The sequence below is a fragment of the Burkholderia sp. HI2714 genome (assembly GCF_002223085.1).
GTDB lineage: Bacteria > Pseudomonadota > Gammaproteobacteria > Burkholderiales > Burkholderiaceae > Burkholderia > Burkholderia lata_D.
Genome location: NZ_NKFM01000058.1, coordinates 1 through 18,313 on the forward strand (window position 1 = coordinate 1; position 18,313 = coordinate 18,313).

Annotated in this window: 20 protein-coding genes; 16 read left to right on the forward strand and 4 right to left on the reverse strand. The window is 60.6% G+C overall.

Annotation, left to right across the window (positions count from 1 at the left end; translation table 11 throughout):
* Window positions 1-179: 179 nt before the first annotated feature.
* A complete protein-coding gene (locus tag CFB82_RS32370) occupies window positions 180-1,253 on the reverse strand; it encodes a branched-chain amino acid ABC transporter permease (protein WP_089446898.1) in 1,074 nt (357 codons plus the stop codon).
* A gap of 4 nt (window positions 1,254-1,257) precedes the next feature.
* Window positions 1,258-2,133, reverse strand: a complete 876-nt coding sequence (locus CFB82_RS32375) for a branched-chain amino acid ABC transporter permease (RefSeq protein WP_069250538.1) — start codon at window positions 2,131-2,133, stop codon at window positions 1,258-1,260.
* Between the two features lie 181 nt (window positions 2,134-2,314).
* Between CFB82_RS32375 and CFB82_RS32380 the strand changes: the two genes are divergently transcribed.
* From CFB82_RS32380 to CFB82_RS32390, 3 genes are all read left to right on the forward strand, one after another.
* Window positions 2,315-2,650, forward strand: coding sequence for a helix-turn-helix transcriptional regulator (locus tag CFB82_RS32380; protein ID WP_083266034.1), 336 nt, complete (start codon window positions 2,315-2,317; stop codon window positions 2,648-2,650).
* 67 nt (window positions 2,651-2,717) lie between these two features.
* Window positions 2,718-3,044 (forward strand): helix-turn-helix transcriptional regulator, encoded by a 327-nt coding sequence (locus CFB82_RS32385; protein WP_012338904.1) that lies wholly within the window; start codon window positions 2,718-2,720, stop codon window positions 3,042-3,044.
* A gap of 16 nt (window positions 3,045-3,060) precedes the next feature.
* Window positions 3,061-3,342, forward strand: a complete 282-nt coding sequence (locus CFB82_RS32390) for a helix-turn-helix domain-containing protein (RefSeq protein WP_083266033.1) — start codon at window positions 3,061-3,063, stop codon at window positions 3,340-3,342.
* 395 nt (window positions 3,343-3,737) lie between these two features.
* Here CFB82_RS32390 and CFB82_RS32395 read toward each other — a convergent pair whose 3' ends face one another.
* On the reverse strand, window positions 3,738-4,571 hold the full coding sequence (locus CFB82_RS32395; protein WP_089486734.1) for a FadR/GntR family transcriptional regulator: 834 nt from the start codon (window positions 4,569-4,571) through the stop codon (window positions 3,738-3,740).
* 239 nt (window positions 4,572-4,810) lie between these two features.
* Here CFB82_RS32395 and CFB82_RS32400 point away from each other — a divergent pair, with 239 nt between their 5' ends.
* The 12 genes from CFB82_RS32400 to CFB82_RS32455 all read left to right on the forward strand — a co-directional run bounded on the left by CFB82_RS32400 (window position 4,811) and on the right by CFB82_RS32455 (window position 16,892).
* Window positions 4,811-6,070 (forward strand): acyl-CoA dehydrogenase family protein, encoded by a 1,260-nt coding sequence (locus tag CFB82_RS32400; RefSeq protein ID WP_089446897.1) that lies wholly within the window; start codon window positions 4,811-4,813, stop codon window positions 6,068-6,070.
* A 30-nt stretch (window positions 6,071-6,100) separates the two neighbouring features.
* Window positions 6,101-6,379 carry an acyl carrier protein gene (locus CFB82_RS32405; protein WP_089446896.1) on the forward strand — a complete coding sequence of 93 codons (279 nt, stop codon included), beginning with the start codon at window positions 6,101-6,103 and terminating at the stop codon, window positions 6,377-6,379.
* Between the two features lie 121 nt (window positions 6,380-6,500).
* A complete protein-coding gene (locus CFB82_RS32410) occupies window positions 6,501-7,388 on the forward strand; it encodes a 3-oxoacyl-ACP synthase (protein ID WP_235986598.1) in 888 nt (295 codons plus the stop codon).
* A complete protein-coding gene (locus CFB82_RS32415) occupies window positions 7,385-8,320 on the forward strand; it encodes a 3-oxoacyl-[acyl-carrier-protein] synthase III C-terminal domain-containing protein (RefSeq protein ID WP_089446894.1) in 936 nt (311 codons plus the stop codon). The genes CFB82_RS32410 and CFB82_RS32415 overlap by 4 nt, the downstream gene beginning before the upstream one ends.
* 45 nt (window positions 8,321-8,365) lie before the next feature.
* Window positions 8,366-9,976, forward strand: coding sequence for an acyl-CoA ligase (AMP-forming), exosortase A system-associated (locus CFB82_RS32420; protein ID WP_089486711.1), 1,611 nt, complete (start codon window positions 8,366-8,368; stop codon window positions 9,974-9,976).
* The gene (locus CFB82_RS32425; RefSeq protein WP_089446892.1) at window positions 9,973-11,181 is read left to right on the forward strand and encodes a pyridoxal-dependent decarboxylase, exosortase A system-associated; all 1,209 of its coding nucleotides are present in this window, start codon (window positions 9,973-9,975) and stop codon (window positions 11,179-11,181) included. The genes CFB82_RS32420 and CFB82_RS32425 overlap by 4 nt, the downstream gene beginning before the upstream one ends.
* Window positions 11,182-11,214: 33 nt before the next feature.
* Window positions 11,215-12,333 (forward strand): acyl-CoA dehydrogenase family protein, encoded by a 1,119-nt coding sequence (locus CFB82_RS32430; protein WP_089446891.1) that lies wholly within the window; start codon window positions 11,215-11,217, stop codon window positions 12,331-12,333.
* Window positions 12,330-12,923: a GNAT family N-acetyltransferase gene (locus CFB82_RS32435; protein WP_089486712.1), complete on the forward strand. Its 594-nt coding sequence runs from the start codon at window positions 12,330-12,332 to the stop codon at window positions 12,921-12,923. The genes CFB82_RS32430 and CFB82_RS32435 overlap by 4 nt, the downstream gene beginning before the upstream one ends.
* Before the next feature lie 44 nt (window positions 12,924-12,967).
* Window positions 12,968-13,963 (forward strand): 3-oxoacyl-ACP synthase, encoded by a 996-nt coding sequence (locus CFB82_RS44210; protein WP_235986599.1) that lies wholly within the window; start codon window positions 12,968-12,970, stop codon window positions 13,961-13,963.
* On the forward strand, window positions 13,957-14,886 hold the full coding sequence (locus CFB82_RS32445) for a 3-oxoacyl-ACP synthase (RefSeq protein ID WP_089446889.1): 930 nt from the start codon (window positions 13,957-13,959) through the stop codon (window positions 14,884-14,886). Before CFB82_RS44210 ends, CFB82_RS32445 begins: the two co-directional genes overlap by 7 nt.
* 402 nt (window positions 14,887-15,288) lie before the next feature.
* Window positions 15,289-15,966 carry a LuxR family transcriptional regulator gene (locus tag CFB82_RS32450; protein ID WP_256979350.1) on the forward strand — a complete coding sequence of 226 codons (678 nt, stop codon included), beginning with the start codon at window positions 15,289-15,291 and terminating at the stop codon, window positions 15,964-15,966.
* 299 nt (window positions 15,967-16,265) lie between these two features.
* Window positions 16,266-16,892 (forward strand): acyl-homoserine-lactone synthase, encoded by a 627-nt coding sequence (locus CFB82_RS32455; protein WP_256990574.1) that lies wholly within the window; start codon window positions 16,266-16,268, stop codon window positions 16,890-16,892.
* 112 nt (window positions 16,893-17,004) lie between these two features.
* On the opposite strand, the gene CFB82_RS32460 is transcribed toward CFB82_RS32455, so the two are convergent.
* Window positions 17,005-17,565, reverse strand: a complete 561-nt coding sequence (locus tag CFB82_RS32460; protein WP_089446887.1) for a hypothetical protein — start codon at window positions 17,563-17,565, stop codon at window positions 17,005-17,007.
* A gap of 335 nt (window positions 17,566-17,900) precedes the next feature.
* On the opposite strand from CFB82_RS32460, the gene CFB82_RS32465 reads away from it, so the two are divergent.
* The gene (locus tag CFB82_RS32465; protein ID WP_089446886.1) at window positions 17,901-18,203 is read left to right on the forward strand and encodes an H-NS histone family protein; all 303 of its coding nucleotides are present in this window, start codon (window positions 17,901-17,903) and stop codon (window positions 18,201-18,203) included.
* Window positions 18,204-18,313: the final 110 nt, after the last annotated feature.

The following is an 18,313-nucleotide window of genomic DNA, read 5'->3' on the forward strand; positions in this document are numbered from 1 at the left end:
TCCGGCATGTCCGGAGCCATTTGCATCGTCGCCAGAAGGAACCTCACGTGATTCGTAACCTGTTCAACGAGAAACATGTCCGTTACGCCGCTTGAATATTACGCACTATTTGATGAACTGGTCAGTAATGCCGCCAAATGCACGGTACAGTCCGACACCTTTGATGATCGGCGCGTTCATCACGACCCTCCTTCGACGCGCTGCGCACAAGAGCGCGGCATGCGTTTGAGCGATATTCCAGTGAATTGACGCAGTCCCTTGAGCATGCCCCCAAGACGCACGCCGTTCGGCAGGCAAAGCACGCACGCGAGAAAAACTGCACCGAGAATAAGCGGCCACCACTGTGTGCTCAGACTGGACGCACCATGCTTGAGTAGCGTCAGGCCGACGGCGGCGAGCGCGGGACCGCCAAGCGAGCCACGTCCGCCTATGGCGACCCAGAGGATGACTTCGGTGGCCAATACCGGTGAAAACACATCGGGCGCAACAACGCCGGCGGTTGCTGCCATCAAGCAACCCGCCACCGCGGCCAACACCGCCGAGGCCACGAACATCAACAGAAGATGCCAAGACGTGTGATATCCGCACGCCAGCGCGCGCCATTCGTTCGTCGAGATCGCCGCGAGCACCTTCCCGTATCGGCTCCGACAAAGCAGCCACACCGCACCCAGAAGCGCAACGAGGATTGTCGCGACGGCGTACCAGGACGCGACCGGGCCACTCAAATCGAGTGTGTGCCCCGCAAGTTGGAAGGACAGTCCCGGAATACCCAGCAAGCCCGTGTCTCCGCCTGTCACCGACTGCCAGCTCGTTGCAAGCTGCTGCGCGATAATCAACACTGCCATACTGAGAATGGCAAAGAAATGCAGCCTCACCCCTGCATACAGCAAGAAGTAACCGAGAACGGCCGCTGCGACGGCAGCACAGGCAAGGCCAGCGAGAAATCCGACGAACGGCGTCTGCCCAAACTGGACCGTAGTCACGGCGAAGCCATATGCCCCAATGCCGAAGAAGGTCGTGTGGCCCAGCGTCAGAACACCGGCACGCCCCCACAGCAGGTCATAACTGAGCGCCAATATCGCCAATACGAGTGCATCGCGTATCACGGTAAGTTGATACGCCCCAACGACGAAAGGCAGAATCGCGCCGGCCACAACCATCGCAAAACCGGTCATAACCGGAGACACATCGCTGCGGCTCAAGGCGGGCTGTGACAACCAGGTCCGTGCACGAGAAAAATGACGGTCGAACATTGCCTTACCCCTTTCCGAGAAGCTGATGCGCCGCACTAAAGCCGGGGAGCAGACCCTGCGGCCGGAAACGAATCAGGACAATGGATACAATCAGGACAATCGCCGACGCGAGCGACGGATCGACGCGATAACTGAGCAAGGTCTCGATCGTGCCGACAAAAGCGCTGCCGAGTATGCTGCCGGCCACCGAGCCGATCCCCCCCAGCACGATCACGAAAAACGCCTTGGCAAGATAGGACACCCCGAGATGGGACTCCACCGACACCATCGGCGCCACCAGAACACCGGCGAGCGAAGCGAGCGCGGCGCCCCCACAAAAGGCCACCCGATTCAGCCTTCTGGTATTGATCCCGACGGCCTCAGCCATCGCCGGATGTTGAATGACTGCACGCAGCTTCGTACCAAAACGCGTGCGGGTGAACAGCACCCAGCATCCAGCGGTAACAGCCAGTGCCACACCGATCACGAACATCCGATAAGCAGGATAGCTGCCGCCCGGCACTTCAACGGTTGCGTTGAACGGCGCATAGACCAGCATCGGCTGAGTGCCGAAGACGAGCTCGATCGCCTTCTGAACGATCAGACTGACCGCGTAGGTCGCCAGTAGCGTATCCAGTGGACGAGCATAGAGCAGTCGGATGACGAAGCGCTCGAGACACCACCCGAGCCCCGCGCCGACAATCGGGGCGGCGAGCAGCGCAGCCCAGAATGCGTGTTGACCTCCCACGGACTGCGCAACCGCCAACGTGTAAGCCCCCATCGTCACCCACTCGGCATGCGCGAGGTTCACGATATCCATCAGGCCGAACACGATCGCAAGGCCCAATGCCACAAGCGTAAGCACGCTAACGTAACTAAGAATGTTTAAGATCGTCGCCATTACTCCAAATCCTGTGTTCAATGACCGCCCAACCCACCCAGCCCTCGCTAGGCATGTGACAGCGAAGCCCACCAAGACGACACAGAGATGATGCATGTCGCCACCCAAACTAAGTAACGCTTAGCCTGCAGACTAAGAAATACTTAGCAAAAAGTCCATTAAAAATTAAGAAACTCTTAGGATGCGTCGGACCTCATCGACATCCTCGATCTTTCCCAAGCGTCTCAGAGAGGCACGTCTACGCTCGGGCCTGAGCCAGGAACAGCTCGGCATCGAAGCCGGGATTGATGAATTCTCGGCAAGCGCACGCGTGAATCAATACGAGACCGGTAAACACGCGCCCAAGCTCCAGACGGCTCACCGTCTCGCCCGAGTACTACACGTCCCAACCAGCTTCCTATACGAAGGCAATGACCTCCTTGCGCGGCTTCTCGTCGTGGCCGCACCGCTTCCGCAAGACAGCCAAGAAGCACTTCTCGAATACGCCGAGCGACTGTCACGAACCGCCGCCTCCTGATTCCCGATATCGCCCCGACTAAGAGTTACTTAGCAAACCAGGCAATCGATTCCTGGACACTTGATGCATGTCCAGCGACTCGACCGTCACCTCTGTGTTTTCGAAACGCCTGAAGCAGGCGCGGTTGCGTACCGACCTCACCCAGGAACAGCTTGGCATTCTGGCCGGAATCGACGAATTTTCCGCCAGCGCTCGCGTCAACCAGTACGAGAAGGGCAAGCATGCTCCAACCGTACAGACCAGCCAGCGGCTTGCCCGAGCGCTTCTCATTCCGACAAGCTTCCTGTACGAGGAGGACGACTTGCTGGCCAACCTCCTCTTAATTGCTGGGCGACTGAGCAAAGAAAAGAAGCGGGCCCTTGTCGCAGCGGCAGAATCGCTCGCGCAAGAATAGCCCGTCACTCCCGTCGGTGAATAGCACACCCACTGCGCACTTTATCAAGGCCCTTGGAGACGAAGTTCGCACTCTTCGCCAAACAAAAAAGCTCACCCAAGTGGGCCTCGCGACGCGGGCCAACGTCCATCCGAACACGATCTCTTTGGTCGAGCGTGCCCAAATAGTCCCCAAGATCGACGCTCTGCTTGCGCTTGCTGCAGCCCTCGACACCTCTCTCTCGCAATTGGTTAAAGCAGCAGAGGCTCGGGCAGATCTTCACCAGATCCCGTCGGCCTCACACATACAGCAACCATGAGCCTCTCGCTGGCGGCGATCGGCCATTCGTCACTCACAAGCCGTCCGCTACCGATCGCCGCTGCCTTGGAATAAAACCTCGCCTGCCTCGACCTGACGCGATGAACCACCACGGAGATCGGTCGGACCGGCACACGTGCAGCTTCGGTCTTGACGTCTATTTATTATCATAAATTTACGACCGAATATCTCACCTGGTCAAGCGACAAAATGTCAGCGTTTACCCCGGAAATTCCCTTCGATCTCCTCGCCTATGTACCCTCGCGATGAGCGCACCTACTCTCATTTAGTTAATTTATTGTAATTAATCGGCGCATTGTGACCGACATGTCATAAACTTCGGCGGGCATCCGCAGACCATGCGATGGCGCACCCGTGCTGTTCGTGGATGCCGCCTCAGGACGCGTCGCGGCTCATCTGCGTATCGAGTTCGGAGTCGAGCACAAGCCTTTGCCTCAACGCGGCATGTACTTTCTGCAGTTGCGCCTCGGCCTCATCCATATGCGCGGCCATCAAGCGCTCCACTGCCTGAGCATCGCGCCGCCGTGCAGCCTCGAGGATTGCACGGTGCGCAGCGAGCGTCGTACGGCCGAACGCCTGATAGTCACGCTGCGTGACGTTGCCCGCCACGATCACCAGCGAGTGCAGCATCTGATTAATGATCTGGCAGAGGCACCGTAAAAACGCGTTCGGATGGGCCGCAGCCAGCACGTCGTGAAAATGAATATCCTCGCAGCGCTGATCGAGCGCCTGCTCGTGGCCGATCACAAATGGCTCACACACTGAAATGCTGCGCTCGAGTGCTTCGAAATCTGCATCCGTCAAGTGCGCTACTGCGCCAGCAGCGACAATCGGCTCGAGCGTGCGTCGCACCGCATAGAGCTCCTCGAGCGTGATGTTCTCGAAGAACAAATAGTTCTGCAGTGCTTGGAACGCCCGCGCAAGCGGCACACGCGTAATTGTGGCACCTCCCTCTGGGCCGGTACTGAGACTCACGAGTCCCTGCACTTCCAGTGCCTTGAGCGCATCGCGCATTGAGCCGCGGCTCACGTTGAACATCTGCTGTAGCTCAGCTTCCTTGTTCAGGCGCTTGCCCGGGCGCACCCGCCCGTCATTAATCCAACCCTTGATCAGCTCGGCCACCTGATCGCCCCGCTTGGTCGTACGCGGGCCGCGTTTGTCCGGCGACATAGATTGCGTTTTACGCGTTGCTCGTTGTCGTTCTGCCATATTAGTCACGTCCGTGGTGGCCAGCGTCATTCCATATCGGCGCCATTATCGGGCATCGCTATCGCCGCTGGCGAAAATCCCTGACCTGCGTCACCCGAGGCCACCCTCCCTAGGTTGGGAGGTAGCAAACCCTCTCTCAGATGCCTACGCTGCATGTCACACGGCATGGACGCCGCGCGAGCATGTCGTCCATGCCACGCCATCGGCCGGCGCGCGTGCGCCATTCGGAACGATCGGACATGCCAGACGCTCTGCAAACATCACAACCGCACCATGAAGTCGCAACGCTTAAGGCGGCCCTGGCAGCCTCCGGGCTGGATCTCGATCGACTGTGCGCGCAAATACGCGCACATCGCGACGAAGCAGACCGGACCGGACAAATCCCCGCAACGTTCTGGCAAAGCGATATGGTCCGCGCGTTGAACCTGAATCTCGTGCCGAGCCAATACGGGGGATGCCCCGGGGTGCAATCGCTCACCTCACGCGTGATGCTGATGGAATATCTGGGCTACGCGGACGCCGCGCTCGCGCTGGCCCTGCCCGGCCCAGGACTTGCCATGCCGCCGGTTCTCGCGCTCGCCAACGAACGGCAGCAGGCAGCATTCTTTGCGGGCTTTCACAGCGACGCGCCACGCTGGGGCGCGTTTGCGATTACGGAGCCCGATTGCGGGTCCGACGCAACAGCCATGCGGACATCGGCCCGCAAAACCGCGCACGGCTGGGTGCTCAATGGCACCAAATGTTTCATCACGAACGGCGCGCGCGCGAACACGATCATCACGTTCGCAACGATCAACCGCAACGCGGGTCGCTTCGGCATCCGAGCATTTTGCGTCGAGCACGACGCGCCGGGGTTCTCGGTCATGCGTGTCGAACACATGGCCGGGCTGCGGGCCAGCCAACTGGCCGTGCTGTCGTACAGCGATTGCGAAGTGCCCGACGATACTTGCCTCACGCACGACGACCAAGCGCCATTGAGCGACGCATTTTCCGGCGCACAACGGTCATGGGACTATTTTCGGCCGCTGCTCTCCGCAGTGATGGTCGGTACGTGTCGACGGGTACGTGACGAACTTGCAACCTATTTCGAATCAGGCTCACATCCGGCCGATCTGCGATGCGGTCCCGGCGACGTCGACGTGCATCTTTTGGATCTCGACCGGCATATCACGACCGCGCGCCTGCTCTGTCATCACGCAGCATGGCTCGCAGATCAGGGCCACCCGAGCGCCATGCACGCCTCGATGGCCAAGGCATACGCCGCACGCGTGACAGCCTACCTCACTCGAACAGCCCTCGCACTCGTTGGGCTTGGCGGTATCGCGCATTGTCCATCGCTCGAACAATGCTGCCGAGACGCCAAGGCGTTCGACATCATGGAGGGTACCGGCGACATGCAGCGGCTGATGATCGCCCGCGCGGCGCAACGCGCGCCGCAATTGCCGTGGGAATCCACTTCAAACGCGCTTGCACATTCGGCCGCCTTGCCGCGTGCATGACCTCACCTGCCCTTCATACCGGAGACGTTCATGACATCCAATTCCGTATCAAATCGCCCTGACGATATTGCTACCGCGCTCAAATCCTGTTTGCTGTCAACGCTCGGCACGCATCTGAGCACCGAGCTCATCGATGGCGACACAAACCTCTTCGACCTTGGTGTCGATTCAATGAACATGACCGAGCTCCTGCTGCAAGTGGAGCAGCGCTTCAAGTTTGTGCTTGACCCTGAAGATCTGAGCAGCGACCTCTTCCTGCGATTCGACAATCTGGTTGCATTCGTCGCCTCCCATGTTCCCTCGAACTGAGTCCAGGGTTCCCGCGCCCAGGATCGTCGCCACCGCTCAGTACATTCCATTCGCACGCAGCGCGCACCCTACACGCACAGACGTGAGCTCGCGACTGCGGCAATGCCCGTTTGATTCCGTGATGCAAGCGGTCTACGGCGACACACTGCGCTGGCGTGACAAATGTGAGCCCCGACGCGATCCAAAGGCGCCTTCACCGCCTACGCTTTCAGACGAACTCGTCGTAGCCGAGTCGAATCTTTCACTGTCCGACATGGCACTACGCGCGGCACGCCTGCTGTATGACGGTGCATCACAACTTCCCCGGCCGGACCAGATCATCGTTTGCTCGACCAGCTTCGAACACGATCTGGCATTGTCCTGTGCGGGACGTTTGCATAACGAGCTCGCATCGCGTCGCCCGCCATTCGCGATCGGGCAGCTTCAGGACGTCTCGTTTGCAACGGCGCTCGATCTCACGCTAGCCATGATGGATGCGGACACCGAGCTAAATACCGTCCTGATTGTCGCGGCCGAGCGCTGGCTTCCCCCCTTTTCTCGGCACGTTGGCTTACACACGCTCCTCGCGGATGGAGCCGCCGCCGCTCTCGTCACACGCCATCCGGCACCTGGCTGGCGCGTGCGCGGCCTGACGATCTGTACGCCGGCCACGCACGGTGCATCCAGCGTCATCGCAATGCCCGTCGATTACGCCACGCTTATGGGCGCCATCAACAAGGCGATGGCTCGAGCTGCCTGTCAGGCCACACAGATGGACTGGGTTGTCCCAGCGAAGACGGATAACGGGCTGTTGCGCACTATCCGTACACACGGCGACTTGCCGCTCGAGCGCATCTGGCTTGCAGATGACACGCCCGGCCATCTTTGCGCAGCACACACACCTGCACGTCTTGATAGCCTCACAAGGGCTGTCTCGCCGCGCGATGACCAACATCTGCTTATATGGTCTACGGGATTTCACGGCCAGGTCGCCTGTGCGATTCTTCAATTCTGCGTAGCGCCATCATGAGAACGAGTCCCTTCTCGCTTTCCGCGGTCGCCCACAGTCTGCCGGCTCAAACCGTACATGTAAATCAGTGGGTCGAACGTTGCGGCCTGTCTAACGCGCGCGCTCGTGCACTGCGCGATCACGGTGTGGGGCATTTCCACGACGCCGAGGGTGAGTCACCAGCAAATCTGGCCGTACATGCGATCGCGAAACTTTTGCGCGAAACCGCCACACCACGCTCAACAGTCGATGCCCTCATTCACACACATACGATACAGACGAGCGTGCTCGCGCCACCTGCCAGTACGGCCCATTACATTCAACGCCATTGCGGACTGAACCGGGCATTGACGTTTTCCGTCACGCAGCAGCAGTGCGTATCTCCGATGGCAGCCATCCGGGTGCTGCTCGCGCTTGCGGCGCGACACCCCACCATCGAACGCGCCATCATCGTGTGTGCTGACGTCATCGGTTCGGGCTGCGATCGACTTCGCGCGATCGGGGACCTGGCGCTGCATAGCGACGGCGCATGCGCGTTGCTACTTGACCGGGGGGCCGAACACAACGTCATCGCCAGCTTGCATCTATATACCGATGCGCGCTTCTTTCGCGGTACGGATGACACCTTGCAGCCGATTCCCGACGATCGGTACTACTGGTCGGCTTTTACCACCATGCGCGCAGCTATTCGCCAGGCAAACATCGCACCCGACGACATCGCGCACGTACTGCCTCACCACGTCAATCTACCAGGCTGGGCACGGTTGATGGGAATGCTCGCCATTCCCGAGGCGCGGCTATTCGCCACGAATTTCGGCACGGTTGGCCACGCATTCGGTGCAGATCCGTTCATCAATTTCGAGACCTGTCGCAACCAGCAGGCCGGAGAATGGTCGTTGCTTTTTTCTAGCGGTCTGGCCGGCTGCTTCGGCGCCGTGGTGATTCGTCATTGACGTCCAACGAGCATCTTCCTCAACCCGACGACTCCATTCCACACCATGCGAAACATACTTGACCTCGTGCAGACAACCGCACATCAGGCACCCGATTCGCACGCGATCGTCTTCGGCGATATCCGCCTGAGCTACCAGGAGCTTGCTGAGCGCGCATGCGCACTTGGCCACGCGATCACCTCGCTCGGTATCGCGCCCGGCGCACGTATCAGTATCTTTCTGGACAAGCGCATCGAAACCGTCGTTTCGCTGCTGGGTATTGCCGCCGCAGGCTGCGTTTTTGTGCCGATCAATCCGCTGCTCAAACCGCAACAGGTCGCACATATCCTGCACGACTGCGGCGCGATCTGCCTGATTACCAGCGCAATGCGTGCACGCTTGCTGGCCGAGAACGGGCCGCTCGCCCTCACCCATACGATCCTCACAGATGCCCCCGATGAAACGGCACCTACATACGACGGGACTGCACGGGTCCGTCGTTGGAGCGAGTGCCTCGCCCGGGACGCTGTCGACACGCAACGAAAGGCATCCGATGTCCCGGCATCGGGCATTGATACGGACCTCGCGGCCATTCTCTATACATCCGGCTCGACGGGGCGACCCAAGGGCGTCATGCTCAGCCACCGCAACCTGCTCGAAGGCGCGTGGAGCGTCGCTCATTATCTAAACCATACGCGCGCTGATCGAATCCTGGCCGTACTACCGCTTAGCTTCGATGCAGGCCTGAGCCAACTCACGTCGGCGTGGACGAGCGGCGCCACTGCTGTGCTTGTCAATTATCTCTGTCCACAAGACGTGATAGAGGCCTGCGCGCGTGAGCAAATCACCGCGATCACGGGCGTGCCTCCCTTGTGGATGCAGTTGGCCCATGCTCGCTGGCCCGATGCAGCGCGCGCCACGCTGCGCTACTTTGCCAATACCGGCGGCCGCATGCCCAGGGCAGTACTGCAACGCCTGCGTGCGCTGTTTCCGCAGGCCAAACCCTACCTCATGTATGGTCTGACCGAGGCGTTCCGCTCGACCTACCTCGACCCCGCCGAAGTCGATCACCGCCCTGACTCGATCGGCAAGGCCGTTCCCAACGCACGCATTTTGGTCGTGCGCCCCGATGGTTCGCCGTGTGTGCCTGATGAACCCGGCGAACTTGTACATGTCGGCGCATGCGTCACGATGGGCTACTGGGGGGATGCAGCGCGAACCTCTGAGCGCTATCGTCCCTCTCCCGAGCAAAAACCTGGCGGGGCTGCGCCGGACACCGCGGTCTGGTCGGGGGACCTCGTGCGACGCGATGCACACGGCTTTCTGTATTTCATTGCGCGCAACGACGCGCAAATCAAGAGTTCCGGCTACCGGATTAGCCCGGAAGAAATCGAGGAAACCATCCACGAAAGTGGTTTTGTTTCCGAAGTCGCCGCCGTGGGTGTGCCCGATGATGCGCTTGGCGAGACGATCACGCTGGTCGTCGTGCCGGCAGCCACGCCGTTTCTCGCCCAAACGCTGCTGTCGTGGTGCAAGCAACGCCTGCCCGGCTACATGGTGCCGCATCGCATCATCGTTCAGACGGACATCCCGCGCAACGCCAACGGCAAATTCGATCGCGTGGCCTTGCGAGAAGCACTCGTGAGCGCGCCGAACAACCAAGCGAGGCCAATATGAATCGATCATTGACCCGCCGCCATGACGTCCTGTTCGCCGACAGTATCGATGTCACGCGGCTTGCCAATCGTGCAGGGTCCACGCCCTTTTTCGTCTATGCGCGCGCCGCAATCGATGCCCGCGTGTGCCAGTTGCGTGCAAAACTGCCGGCGTCGATACAGTTGCATTACTCGCTCAAGGCCAATCCAATGCCTGCTGTCGTACACCATCTGGCCACGCGCATCGACGGCTTTGACGTGGCCTCCGGCGCCGAGTTGGCATTGGCGCTCAACGCAGGCATGCCGCCTGACCAGATCGGCTTTGCCGGTCCGGGCAAAACACGGGAGGAACTGCGATGTGCAGTGGCCAGCGGCGTGAACCTGCATATCGAATCGCTCACTCAACTGCATCTGGTGGCAGCCCTTGGCTGGGAGCTGGGCCTGCGCCCAAACGTGACAATTCGCGTGAACCCGGATTTTCAGATCACGCACGCCGGCATGCGCATGGGCGGGGGAGCGACTCAGTTCGGCATCGACGCCGAACAGGTTCCGGCACTACTGCAAGAACTGGGCGCATGTGACGTGACACTGGCGGGGTTTCATGTCTTCTGGGGTTCGCAGTGCCTGCACCCAGCTACCATCGTCGAAGCACAGCGGCGATGTGCCGAGCTCGTCATGCAGCTCGCATCCGATTTGCCACTGCCGCCCCGGTACGTGAATCTGGGCGGCGGTTTTGGCATTCCCTATTTCGAAGGCGAAGTGCCGCTCGATCTCGATGCCGTCGCCCAGCCGATGCATGCCTGGCTCTCGCGCATGCAACGGGCTTTGCCCGGTGTGCGCCCCGTGCTCGAACTTGGGCGCTACCTGGTCGGCGAGGCCGGTGCCTATGTATGCCGCGTCATCGATCGAAAAGTTTCACGCGGCACCACCTTCCTTGTCACCGACGGTGGCCTGCACCACCACCTCGCGGCCTCGGGCAACTTCGGTCAGGTATTGCGCCGCAATTTCCCAGTAGTACTCGGCAATCGGTTCGGCGATACACCAACTGAACGATGTCACATCGTCGGCTGCTCGTGTACTCCGCTTGATCGCATCGCCGATGACGTGCTGCTTCCGGGAGCTCAGATTGGCGACTTCGTTGTCGTTCTGCAATCGGGTGCCTACGCGCGCTCGGCAAGTCCCCGGGATTTCCTCGGTCATCCCGAAGCAATCGAGATGCTCGTCTGACACCGATGACTCACACCCAATACGGAGAGAGCCATGATGCGCAACCCCATACCGTCATCGTCCGATCTGGTGCCGCCCACATGGGCCGTATCTGCCGATCAGCGCGCACTCGCCACCGCCTGCCAACGCTTCGCTCGAGACTGGCTCGAGCCTTTACTCGCTGCCCCGCCGTCGCAAGCGGACTGGCGCGGTATCGTCACACATGCAAGCTCGCTGGATCTGGGAACCATGATTTTGCCGACGTCCTTAGGTGGTATGGCCATCGGCCAGCACGATCTGTGCGGTATTGTAAGCACGTTGGCCTGTGGCCCGATTGAACGCGCCGTACAACTCACTCAGAGCATTCCGGCGCTCATGACGCTGCGCGCATACGACACACTCGACGTGCTCGTGCCTCACCCCATCGGTGACTACTTTAACGGCACGCGCGTGATTGCGCTTACGGTGCCAGATTTTCACACCGCCACGCTCTGGCATCTGCACGATCAAGACTGCACGCCCGTTGCACCGCTGATGCTCGCACCGCACGCCTGCAGCCTCGCCCTCATCGACTCGACCCACGGGGGCGCTGACGCACGCCGCCGTTGCCTCGTTGTGCTTGGTGCCCTTTCACTCGAGCAATGGCGCTGCAATGGCACACCGTGCGCCGCCGCACTCGCCACGATCAATCAGTGTGGCGCGCAAAGTGACTCTCCCGCGCAGACATGGCTCACCAACATCGCCCTGTACTTGTCGGCCTTGCTCAGCGGTGCCATGCAGCACGACGTTGCATTTGCACTGCGCTACGGGGCCGAGCGACGCGTATTTCGCAAGCCGATCATGCTACATCAGCGCGTGGCCACCCGGCTGGCCGACATGCTCATTGCAACGCAAGGCACGCATCTTTTCTTGCACGCGCTCACGCTTGTCGAGCCGAACATATCGATTGCGCACGTGCGTCAGCTGATCCGTCACATTGCAGCCGAATCCGTGGAGCTCACCCACGAGCTTGTTCAATTTTGCGGCGCGCACGGTTATGTCTCAGGGTTGCCGCCCGCTGCGCGCCTGACGACTTGTCACTGGTTCGCGATGTTGCTCATGCGTGTCGATACGGCGCTCGGTCAGCTCACGGCTCGACATACGTTCGACTCCACCACTGGCGCATCGACATGAATGCGCAGGATTGCTCCCGCCATCGCCGCTCGTGCGAACCCCATTCGGCTAGATCCGCGATGTCGCCATATGAGTGCTGGCTGCGCGAAGCAAATCGTGACGACATACGCGATATCGTCGACTGGTTTGCGCGTCCGGCCATTGCGCAGTGGTTTGACTTCGGACTCGGTCGACAATCGCTTACCATACTCGCGGTCCAGGCGATGGCGCAAAGTGATCGACATCGGCTACGCGTATTTGGCGTACACGGCACGAACCGCCCAAGCGGACTGGTCGCGATCAGCGATGTTACTCACCGGTTTGGTCTCGGCTCCTTCTGGGTGCTACGCGACCCCACGCGCGCCGCATGCGCGAACATGACACTCGCAGCTTCGAGACAGGTGCTTCGAGAAGGTTTCGAGCGCGATCAACTGCATTGCATTGGCGCGTGGGCGGCGCAAAGCAATGTTCGATCACAGCGACTGCTCGCACGTTTGGGGTTTCACCTCATCGGTTTGCAACGCGACTGCCATTTCATCGACGGCCAACGCATGGGGCGTCTGCTCTACGACCTGCTCCCGCACGACCTAAGCGTTCCGACGCCAATATGAGGTCCCCGGTCGTCACCGCACTGTGCTCCTACGTGCCGCCCGTCATGGAGCTCGACGGTTCGGTATCGGCCACGGAGTCCACCGCGACGAGGCCGCTTGCCGGCTGGGATGCGTGGATGACCTTGTGGCGCACAGAATGGACACCGTTCGGGCCGACAGCAATGCCTCGTATCGGTCCGGGGGATAGGTCCCTGCGTGCGCCGGTCGCCCACACCACCGATTTGTCGGGGCTTGCGGCATACGTCACGCGGGCGATCTGTGCCGCTCGGCCTCGCGCTGCCGCACCGGTTGACGTTGTCATTTTTTGCCACAGCAGTGTCGACGAACATGTCTCGACAACGACCGCGGGGCGTCTGGCAAGCGTGGTAGGCGCTCCAGGTAGCCCCTGTTTCTCCTTCTCGATTTCGCAGCAGGGCAGCGCTGCCCCATTCACGGCCTTGCGGCTGGCTCGGGACCTGTTCGTCGCCGAACCCGACGTGCGTACGATCCTGATTGCCGCCGCGGAGAAGTGGGCGGCACCGTTTTCTCGCCATCATGGAATCGTCCCACTACAAGGGGACGCGGCCGCCGCCGTCCTTCTGGAGCGCTTTGGTGCGAGCACGCGCGGCTTGCGCCTCATCGACGCTCAAACACACCCTTGTCCGGCACCACGCGGCGACTCGCCGCATCGCCACGCGCCCCCTGACTCACATCTACTTCAAACGATGCTCCAATTGATCACCGCGCTTCTCGCAAAACACGCGATTGCCCCGTGCAACGTCACCGCCGTCGGACAAAGCCACACGCACGAGCTTGCAGCGGCACTGCAGCAGAAACTCGGCATCGCCTCGCTTGCAGGCGTGCGCACGCACGATGCGAATCTCGGTGCAGCGGATTCGATCGAACAATTGACGAGCATGGTCCAGACGCATACCTTGCCATCGCAAGGCACCCTCTTGCTATGGAATATCGCGTCGTGCGGCTATGTAGGCTGCGCGCTACTCGACCCACATAGTGCGCCTGTGCTCGCGCGCTCCCTTGGCGCGAACTCCTCATGGTAGACACCACAATCGGCATCCCGTGCGTCGCCTACCATCTTCCGGAACATGTCGACTCCGTTCGCCACTGGGCACGTCGCACCGGTCAACCCGCTGCTGTGGTGGCAAAGCTCGAGCAGGCCGGCGTACGCAATTTTCACGTGGCACGCGGGCAAAGTGCCTTCAGCCTCGCGATCCAAGCTGTCGACTCGCTGCTGCGCAATGCACCAATCGCCCGCGAGTCAATCGACTGCCTGGTCTACACTCACACGCTGCAGGGCAGCATCGCACCGCCGCCAACGTCTTTGCCTCGGCAGCTATGCGAGCATTTTGGCCTTGTAGGCGTCCAGTCGTTCTCGTTTGCCCAGCAACACTGCGCGTCCTCGCTCGGTGCGTTGCGCATCATTCGTGCAATGTTCATCGCACGTCCCGCCCTCCATCGCGTACTGCTCGTCGGGGCGGACCTGATGCCTATGGAGACCGAACGCGCGATGGGCGCGTCAGGGCTGCTGGGCGACGGCGCATTCGCCGCGTTGGTCGAGCGCCGTGCGCGCACCAATCGCCTCGTCGCACTGGCCACACACGCGAGTGGTCGCGGCTGGCGCGGAATGCTAGGGCAGGCCGAAGCGAGTTTCCTTGCGCAGTACCAGCTCGTCGCGCGCAAACTCATCACGCAAGTCACCCAGGATGCACACATTGCGCTCACCGAGCTCTATCGCATCTTGCCGCCTCATCTGAATCAGCCTGCGTGGCGGCGTCTCGTCCAATCGATGGGCCTGCCACCCGAACGCCTTTTCGCGCACAATTTTTCCCGTATCGCGCACGTCACCGTAAGCGATCCATTTATCAACCTGGCCGACTGCGGCCCACTCGCGCCAGGCGCCCCCTTGGTGCTCTATGCACAGGGCGTGGGAGGATTTTCAGCTGCCGCATTGCTGATTCATTAGATGCGCACACTCCACACCCGATCGGCCCTGGAAGCCCACGGCCCCATGCCATGCAGCGGCGAATCGACGCGATATACGCGAGTGTGTTGGTCGATGTATCAAAACATTACATTTTTATGGCTGTGATATGGCGGCAAGCGACTACACTTTTTTTGCACGGCGCATCGAGCGACCAGTAACAAAACAAGCGTCACCTCAATCGCCACGCATTGTGCTACTTCAATCCCAAACGACGCACGCACGGCCACCGCACCGTGCGCCAGCGCGCGAAGTTCCTGCGAGAGGGCCCCAGTGGATCGAGTCTGTCAACGCGGCGCGGGTAACCCACCCACCGTACCGCTGCCTTCAACAATAAACCTGGCCAGCCGATGGGCACCGCTGGCCACTGCCTTTCTCAATACCGTGGACCTATCGTCTTTGCTAAAGTTGTTCGGTGACGTGTCCGCTTCGTTGGGCTTCCCACGCTTTGCCATTAGCCGAGTATCGCGAAGACACGCGGGGAACGGCCGGGCAATGGCGGTCGAGACGCTTTGCGCGCGCTATCCGGATCATTGGGTCGCGCATTACGCGCAACGAGACTACGGTCCGGTCGATCCGGTCCATCGAATGGCGTTTGCCCGTGCCACGCCCTATCGATGGGCCGACATCAGAGGCTTGAATCGCATTGAGCAACGCGTGCTCGGTGAGGCACGCGACGCGGGATTAACCAGTGGCGTGAGTATCCCGCTTCGCGAGGCCAACGGTGACATCCTGCTGGTGAATCTCGCCAGTCCGTCACCGGAGATCAAGACAGAAGTCCACCTGCGGCTCGCGAGCTTAATTGGCGCACTCTTTCATCAAGAACTTCATCGTTTGATGAAGCCACGTCGGCCAGAGCCAACACTTCAACTCTCTCCGCGCCAGCAAGAGTGCCTTGCCTGGGTCGCACGGGGTAAATCGTCATGGGCGATCGCCGCCATTGTCGGCATATCGCCTCATACCGTTGACTACCATATCGCCGAAGCAATGAAGATTCTGGGCATCAACAGTCGAACCGCGGCAGCCGTGCATGCCGTCGCAACCGGCTTGATCCAGGTGTAAGCGGCCAGCAGGACCATCGACGGCAGTTCCTGCCGGCCGCCCCACCATCGACCGGGCCTCATCGTGGACTCGCGGCGCCATCAGCACATTCGGGCTTGCCCGCGCGTACTCACACAAATCGCATGCATCGCGAGGGCGACTCGCAACCGGCGTCCTGTCAACTTTAGCGGCATCGCACCTCCCTACCTAACTAGTTCACCTCACCTCTCGCGCTTGATAGCGTGGCATCGGCTATTTTGCGTGAGGGGAAAACCGTGCCATCCATCTTCGCTGGCAGTCTCGACGACATGCCAACCACGATGCATCGACGCCTTGGCGCGTTCCGATACGACGTATTTGTAGGTCGACTGGGTTGGCAGTTACCCGGAGCGGACGCGATCAGCCTGACCGAATGGGATCAATTTGATCGCGGTCGTACGATTCACGTTGTCTCGGTCGATCAGGCTCAGCACATTTGCGGGTGCGCACGATTGATACCGACCACACAGCCGTATTTGCTCCAGGCACTGTGTGCGCCTTCAGCGACTCTGGACTTGCCGTGTGCACCCACGGTCTGGGAACTGTCGCGGTTTGCCGCCCGCTCGGGGATAAGCCCCAAGGCGCACGCATCAACTGGAATGCAGCTATTTCCATCGATTCTCGCAATCGCGGCGTCACTGGGCGCGACATGCGTCATCGGTGCCATGACACGTGCCGTGGCACGGCATTACCAGCGTTGCGGTCTGGCGCTCAAACTCGTCAACACACTCGAAAACGCAGGTCGTCCAGCCTACCTGATCGGTGCAATCGAAATCAACCGATCGACGTTCACGAACCTGGGGTGCGACGCTCACGCGCTACTGGGTGCCGTGACATGGCTCGGTGCCCGTCACACGCGAGCGGGACTTTCGACGTTATCGCCTCCACCTGAAACCAGCGGCCATTGATCCAGGCCGCTGGCCGGTGCCGAACTCCGTGTCCGAGCAGAAACTGATGCCGCATCTCAGCGAGATGTCGCACCGCGCCCCGGTTTGAAAACGCCCACTCGGCGCGAACCTGCTACATGCGTGGGCCCGAGCGATGATGTCGGCGATCCGCGTCTTTCACCCAGTCCGGCCGAATCGCAGATGCATAGGCCTGAGCACTGCGTGACGCTTCGCCATTGGCCTGAGCAGAAAACCCAAGGCGCTCGTCGATGGCGCGCGCCACGGTCGACGATTTGGGCAGCCGTCGAGGATCACAATCGACCCAAAACGTGAACATGCTCTCGAACAGGACGCCCAAGATAGTGGTCGTATAAGGCAATTCGACCGTGACAAGCTTGCCGGTTGAATCAGCTCGTATGGGCAAATCGGTCATTGGCATTGCGGTGTCGCCCATGCCCGTACACATCGCCTGAAGCTCGCGTTGCAAGCGCGTCTCGACGTCGCAATGGCTGATCGAAGAATTGACAATTACACGGGTCAGTTTGGCGAGTTCCTGGGTTTTCAGTTCGAGGCGATTGTGCAATCGACCGACTTCCTGTTCTACTCGCCGCACCCGCGCTTGCAGCGACGAGCGTTCGTCGGGCGGCGGCGAACACCGCTCGTTCGTGTAGTCAGCCTTCTCGGGGCGTTCCATGCGTCCACCTCTTCGCGACCATGATCCCCTCGGCACTGAGCCGCAATAGGATCAACCAATTCAAAAGCGGTAACACCGCGCGCAAAAAAACAGCTGAATCGCTACGCATTCGATGTGCGATGTCGTCGCATATCGTTCGCCGGTCCGCCAATGCAGTGTTTGTTGCAGAACGACGCATCGTCAACTAGGAGACTATGGAGGTCAGAAGCGTCGGGGTTTCCGCGACAATTCATGCGAACACACCCCTCTCGCTTTCGCCAGCCGGTCTAGTCAGCCGAGCGAGCCGTTTTTTCAATTGCGAGGCGACGCGAGCTCACCCGATAGGAGTCGATTCGATGCCAACGTATCTCGAATTGAAGGCGCAAGCTGAACAGCTCAGACAACAAGCAGAACAGGCCCGCTTGGCTGAGCTTGACGTCGTTCTGGCTGAAGTTCGGGCGCGTGTGGCCGAATACGCGCTGACTGCCGAGCAGATCTTTGGGCGCCGGCGCAGCGCATCCGCCACGCGTGTGGGGCAACGCCGTATCCCGGCCCGGTATCGCGATCCCAAAACAGGCGCGACGTGGAGTGGCCGCGGTCGCGAACCCGGCTGGATCAAGGGGAAAAAGCGCGAGCGATTCCTGATCGAACAGGCCTAGAGGGGCATCGCGTGGTTTTCCGGCCCGTCTCATACCGTGCGCGCAAGGTACATCAGTTGCTTTGAGCTGGCACAGCACACAACATCTCGGGACTACGCTCGATGAGCGCT

Bases quoted from the DNA above. Each gene is read 5' to 3' on its own strand.
- CFB82_RS32370 (WP_089446898.1), bottom strand. From the start codon at position 1,253: ATGTTCGACCGTCATTTTTCTCGTGCACGGACCTGGTTGTCACAGCCC.
- CFB82_RS32375 (WP_069250538.1), bottom strand. From the start codon at position 2,133: ATGGCGACGATCTTAAACATTCTTAGTTACGTTAGCGTGCTTACGCTT.
- CFB82_RS32380 (WP_083266034.1), top strand. From the start codon at position 2,315: ATGCGTCGGACCTCATCGACATCCTCGATCTTTCCCAAGCGTCTCAGA.
- CFB82_RS32385 (WP_012338904.1), top strand. From the start codon at position 2,718: ATGTCCAGCGACTCGACCGTCACCTCTGTGTTTTCGAAACGCCTGAAG.
- CFB82_RS32395 (WP_089486734.1), bottom strand. From the start codon at position 4,571: ATGGCAGAACGACAACGAGCAACGCGTAAAACGCAATCTATGTCGCCG.
- CFB82_RS32400 (WP_089446897.1), top strand. From the start codon at position 4,811: ATGCCAGACGCTCTGCAAACATCACAACCGCACCATGAAGTCGCAACG.
- CFB82_RS32405 (WP_089446896.1), top strand. From the start codon at position 6,101: ATGACATCCAATTCCGTATCAAATCGCCCTGACGATATTGCTACCGCG.
- CFB82_RS32410 (WP_235986598.1), top strand. From the start codon at position 6,501: ATGCAAGCGGTCTACGGCGACACACTGCGCTGGCGTGACAAATGTGAG.
- CFB82_RS32415 (WP_089446894.1), top strand. From the start codon at position 7,385: ATGAGAACGAGTCCCTTCTCGCTTTCCGCGGTCGCCCACAGTCTGCCG.
- CFB82_RS32420 (WP_089486711.1), top strand. From the start codon at position 8,366: ATGCGAAACATACTTGACCTCGTGCAGACAACCGCACATCAGGCACCC.
- CFB82_RS32425 (WP_089446892.1), top strand. From the start codon at position 9,973: ATGAATCGATCATTGACCCGCCGCCATGACGTCCTGTTCGCCGACAGT.
- CFB82_RS32430 (WP_089446891.1), top strand. From the start codon at position 11,215: ATGATGCGCAACCCCATACCGTCATCGTCCGATCTGGTGCCGCCCACA.
- CFB82_RS32435 (WP_089486712.1), top strand. From the start codon at position 12,330: ATGAATGCGCAGGATTGCTCCCGCCATCGCCGCTCGTGCGAACCCCAT.
- CFB82_RS44210 (WP_235986599.1), top strand. From the start codon at position 12,968: ATGGAGCTCGACGGTTCGGTATCGGCCACGGAGTCCACCGCGACGAGG.
- CFB82_RS32445 (WP_089446889.1), top strand. From the start codon at position 13,957: ATGGTAGACACCACAATCGGCATCCCGTGCGTCGCCTACCATCTTCCG.
- CFB82_RS32455 (WP_256990574.1), top strand. From the start codon at position 16,266: ATGCATCGACGCCTTGGCGCGTTCCGATACGACGTATTTGTAGGTCGA.
- CFB82_RS32460 (WP_089446887.1), bottom strand. From the start codon at position 17,565: ATGGAACGCCCCGAGAAGGCTGACTACACGAACGAGCGGTGTTCGCCG.
- CFB82_RS32465 (WP_089446886.1), top strand. From the start codon at position 17,901: ATGCCAACGTATCTCGAATTGAAGGCGCAAGCTGAACAGCTCAGACAA.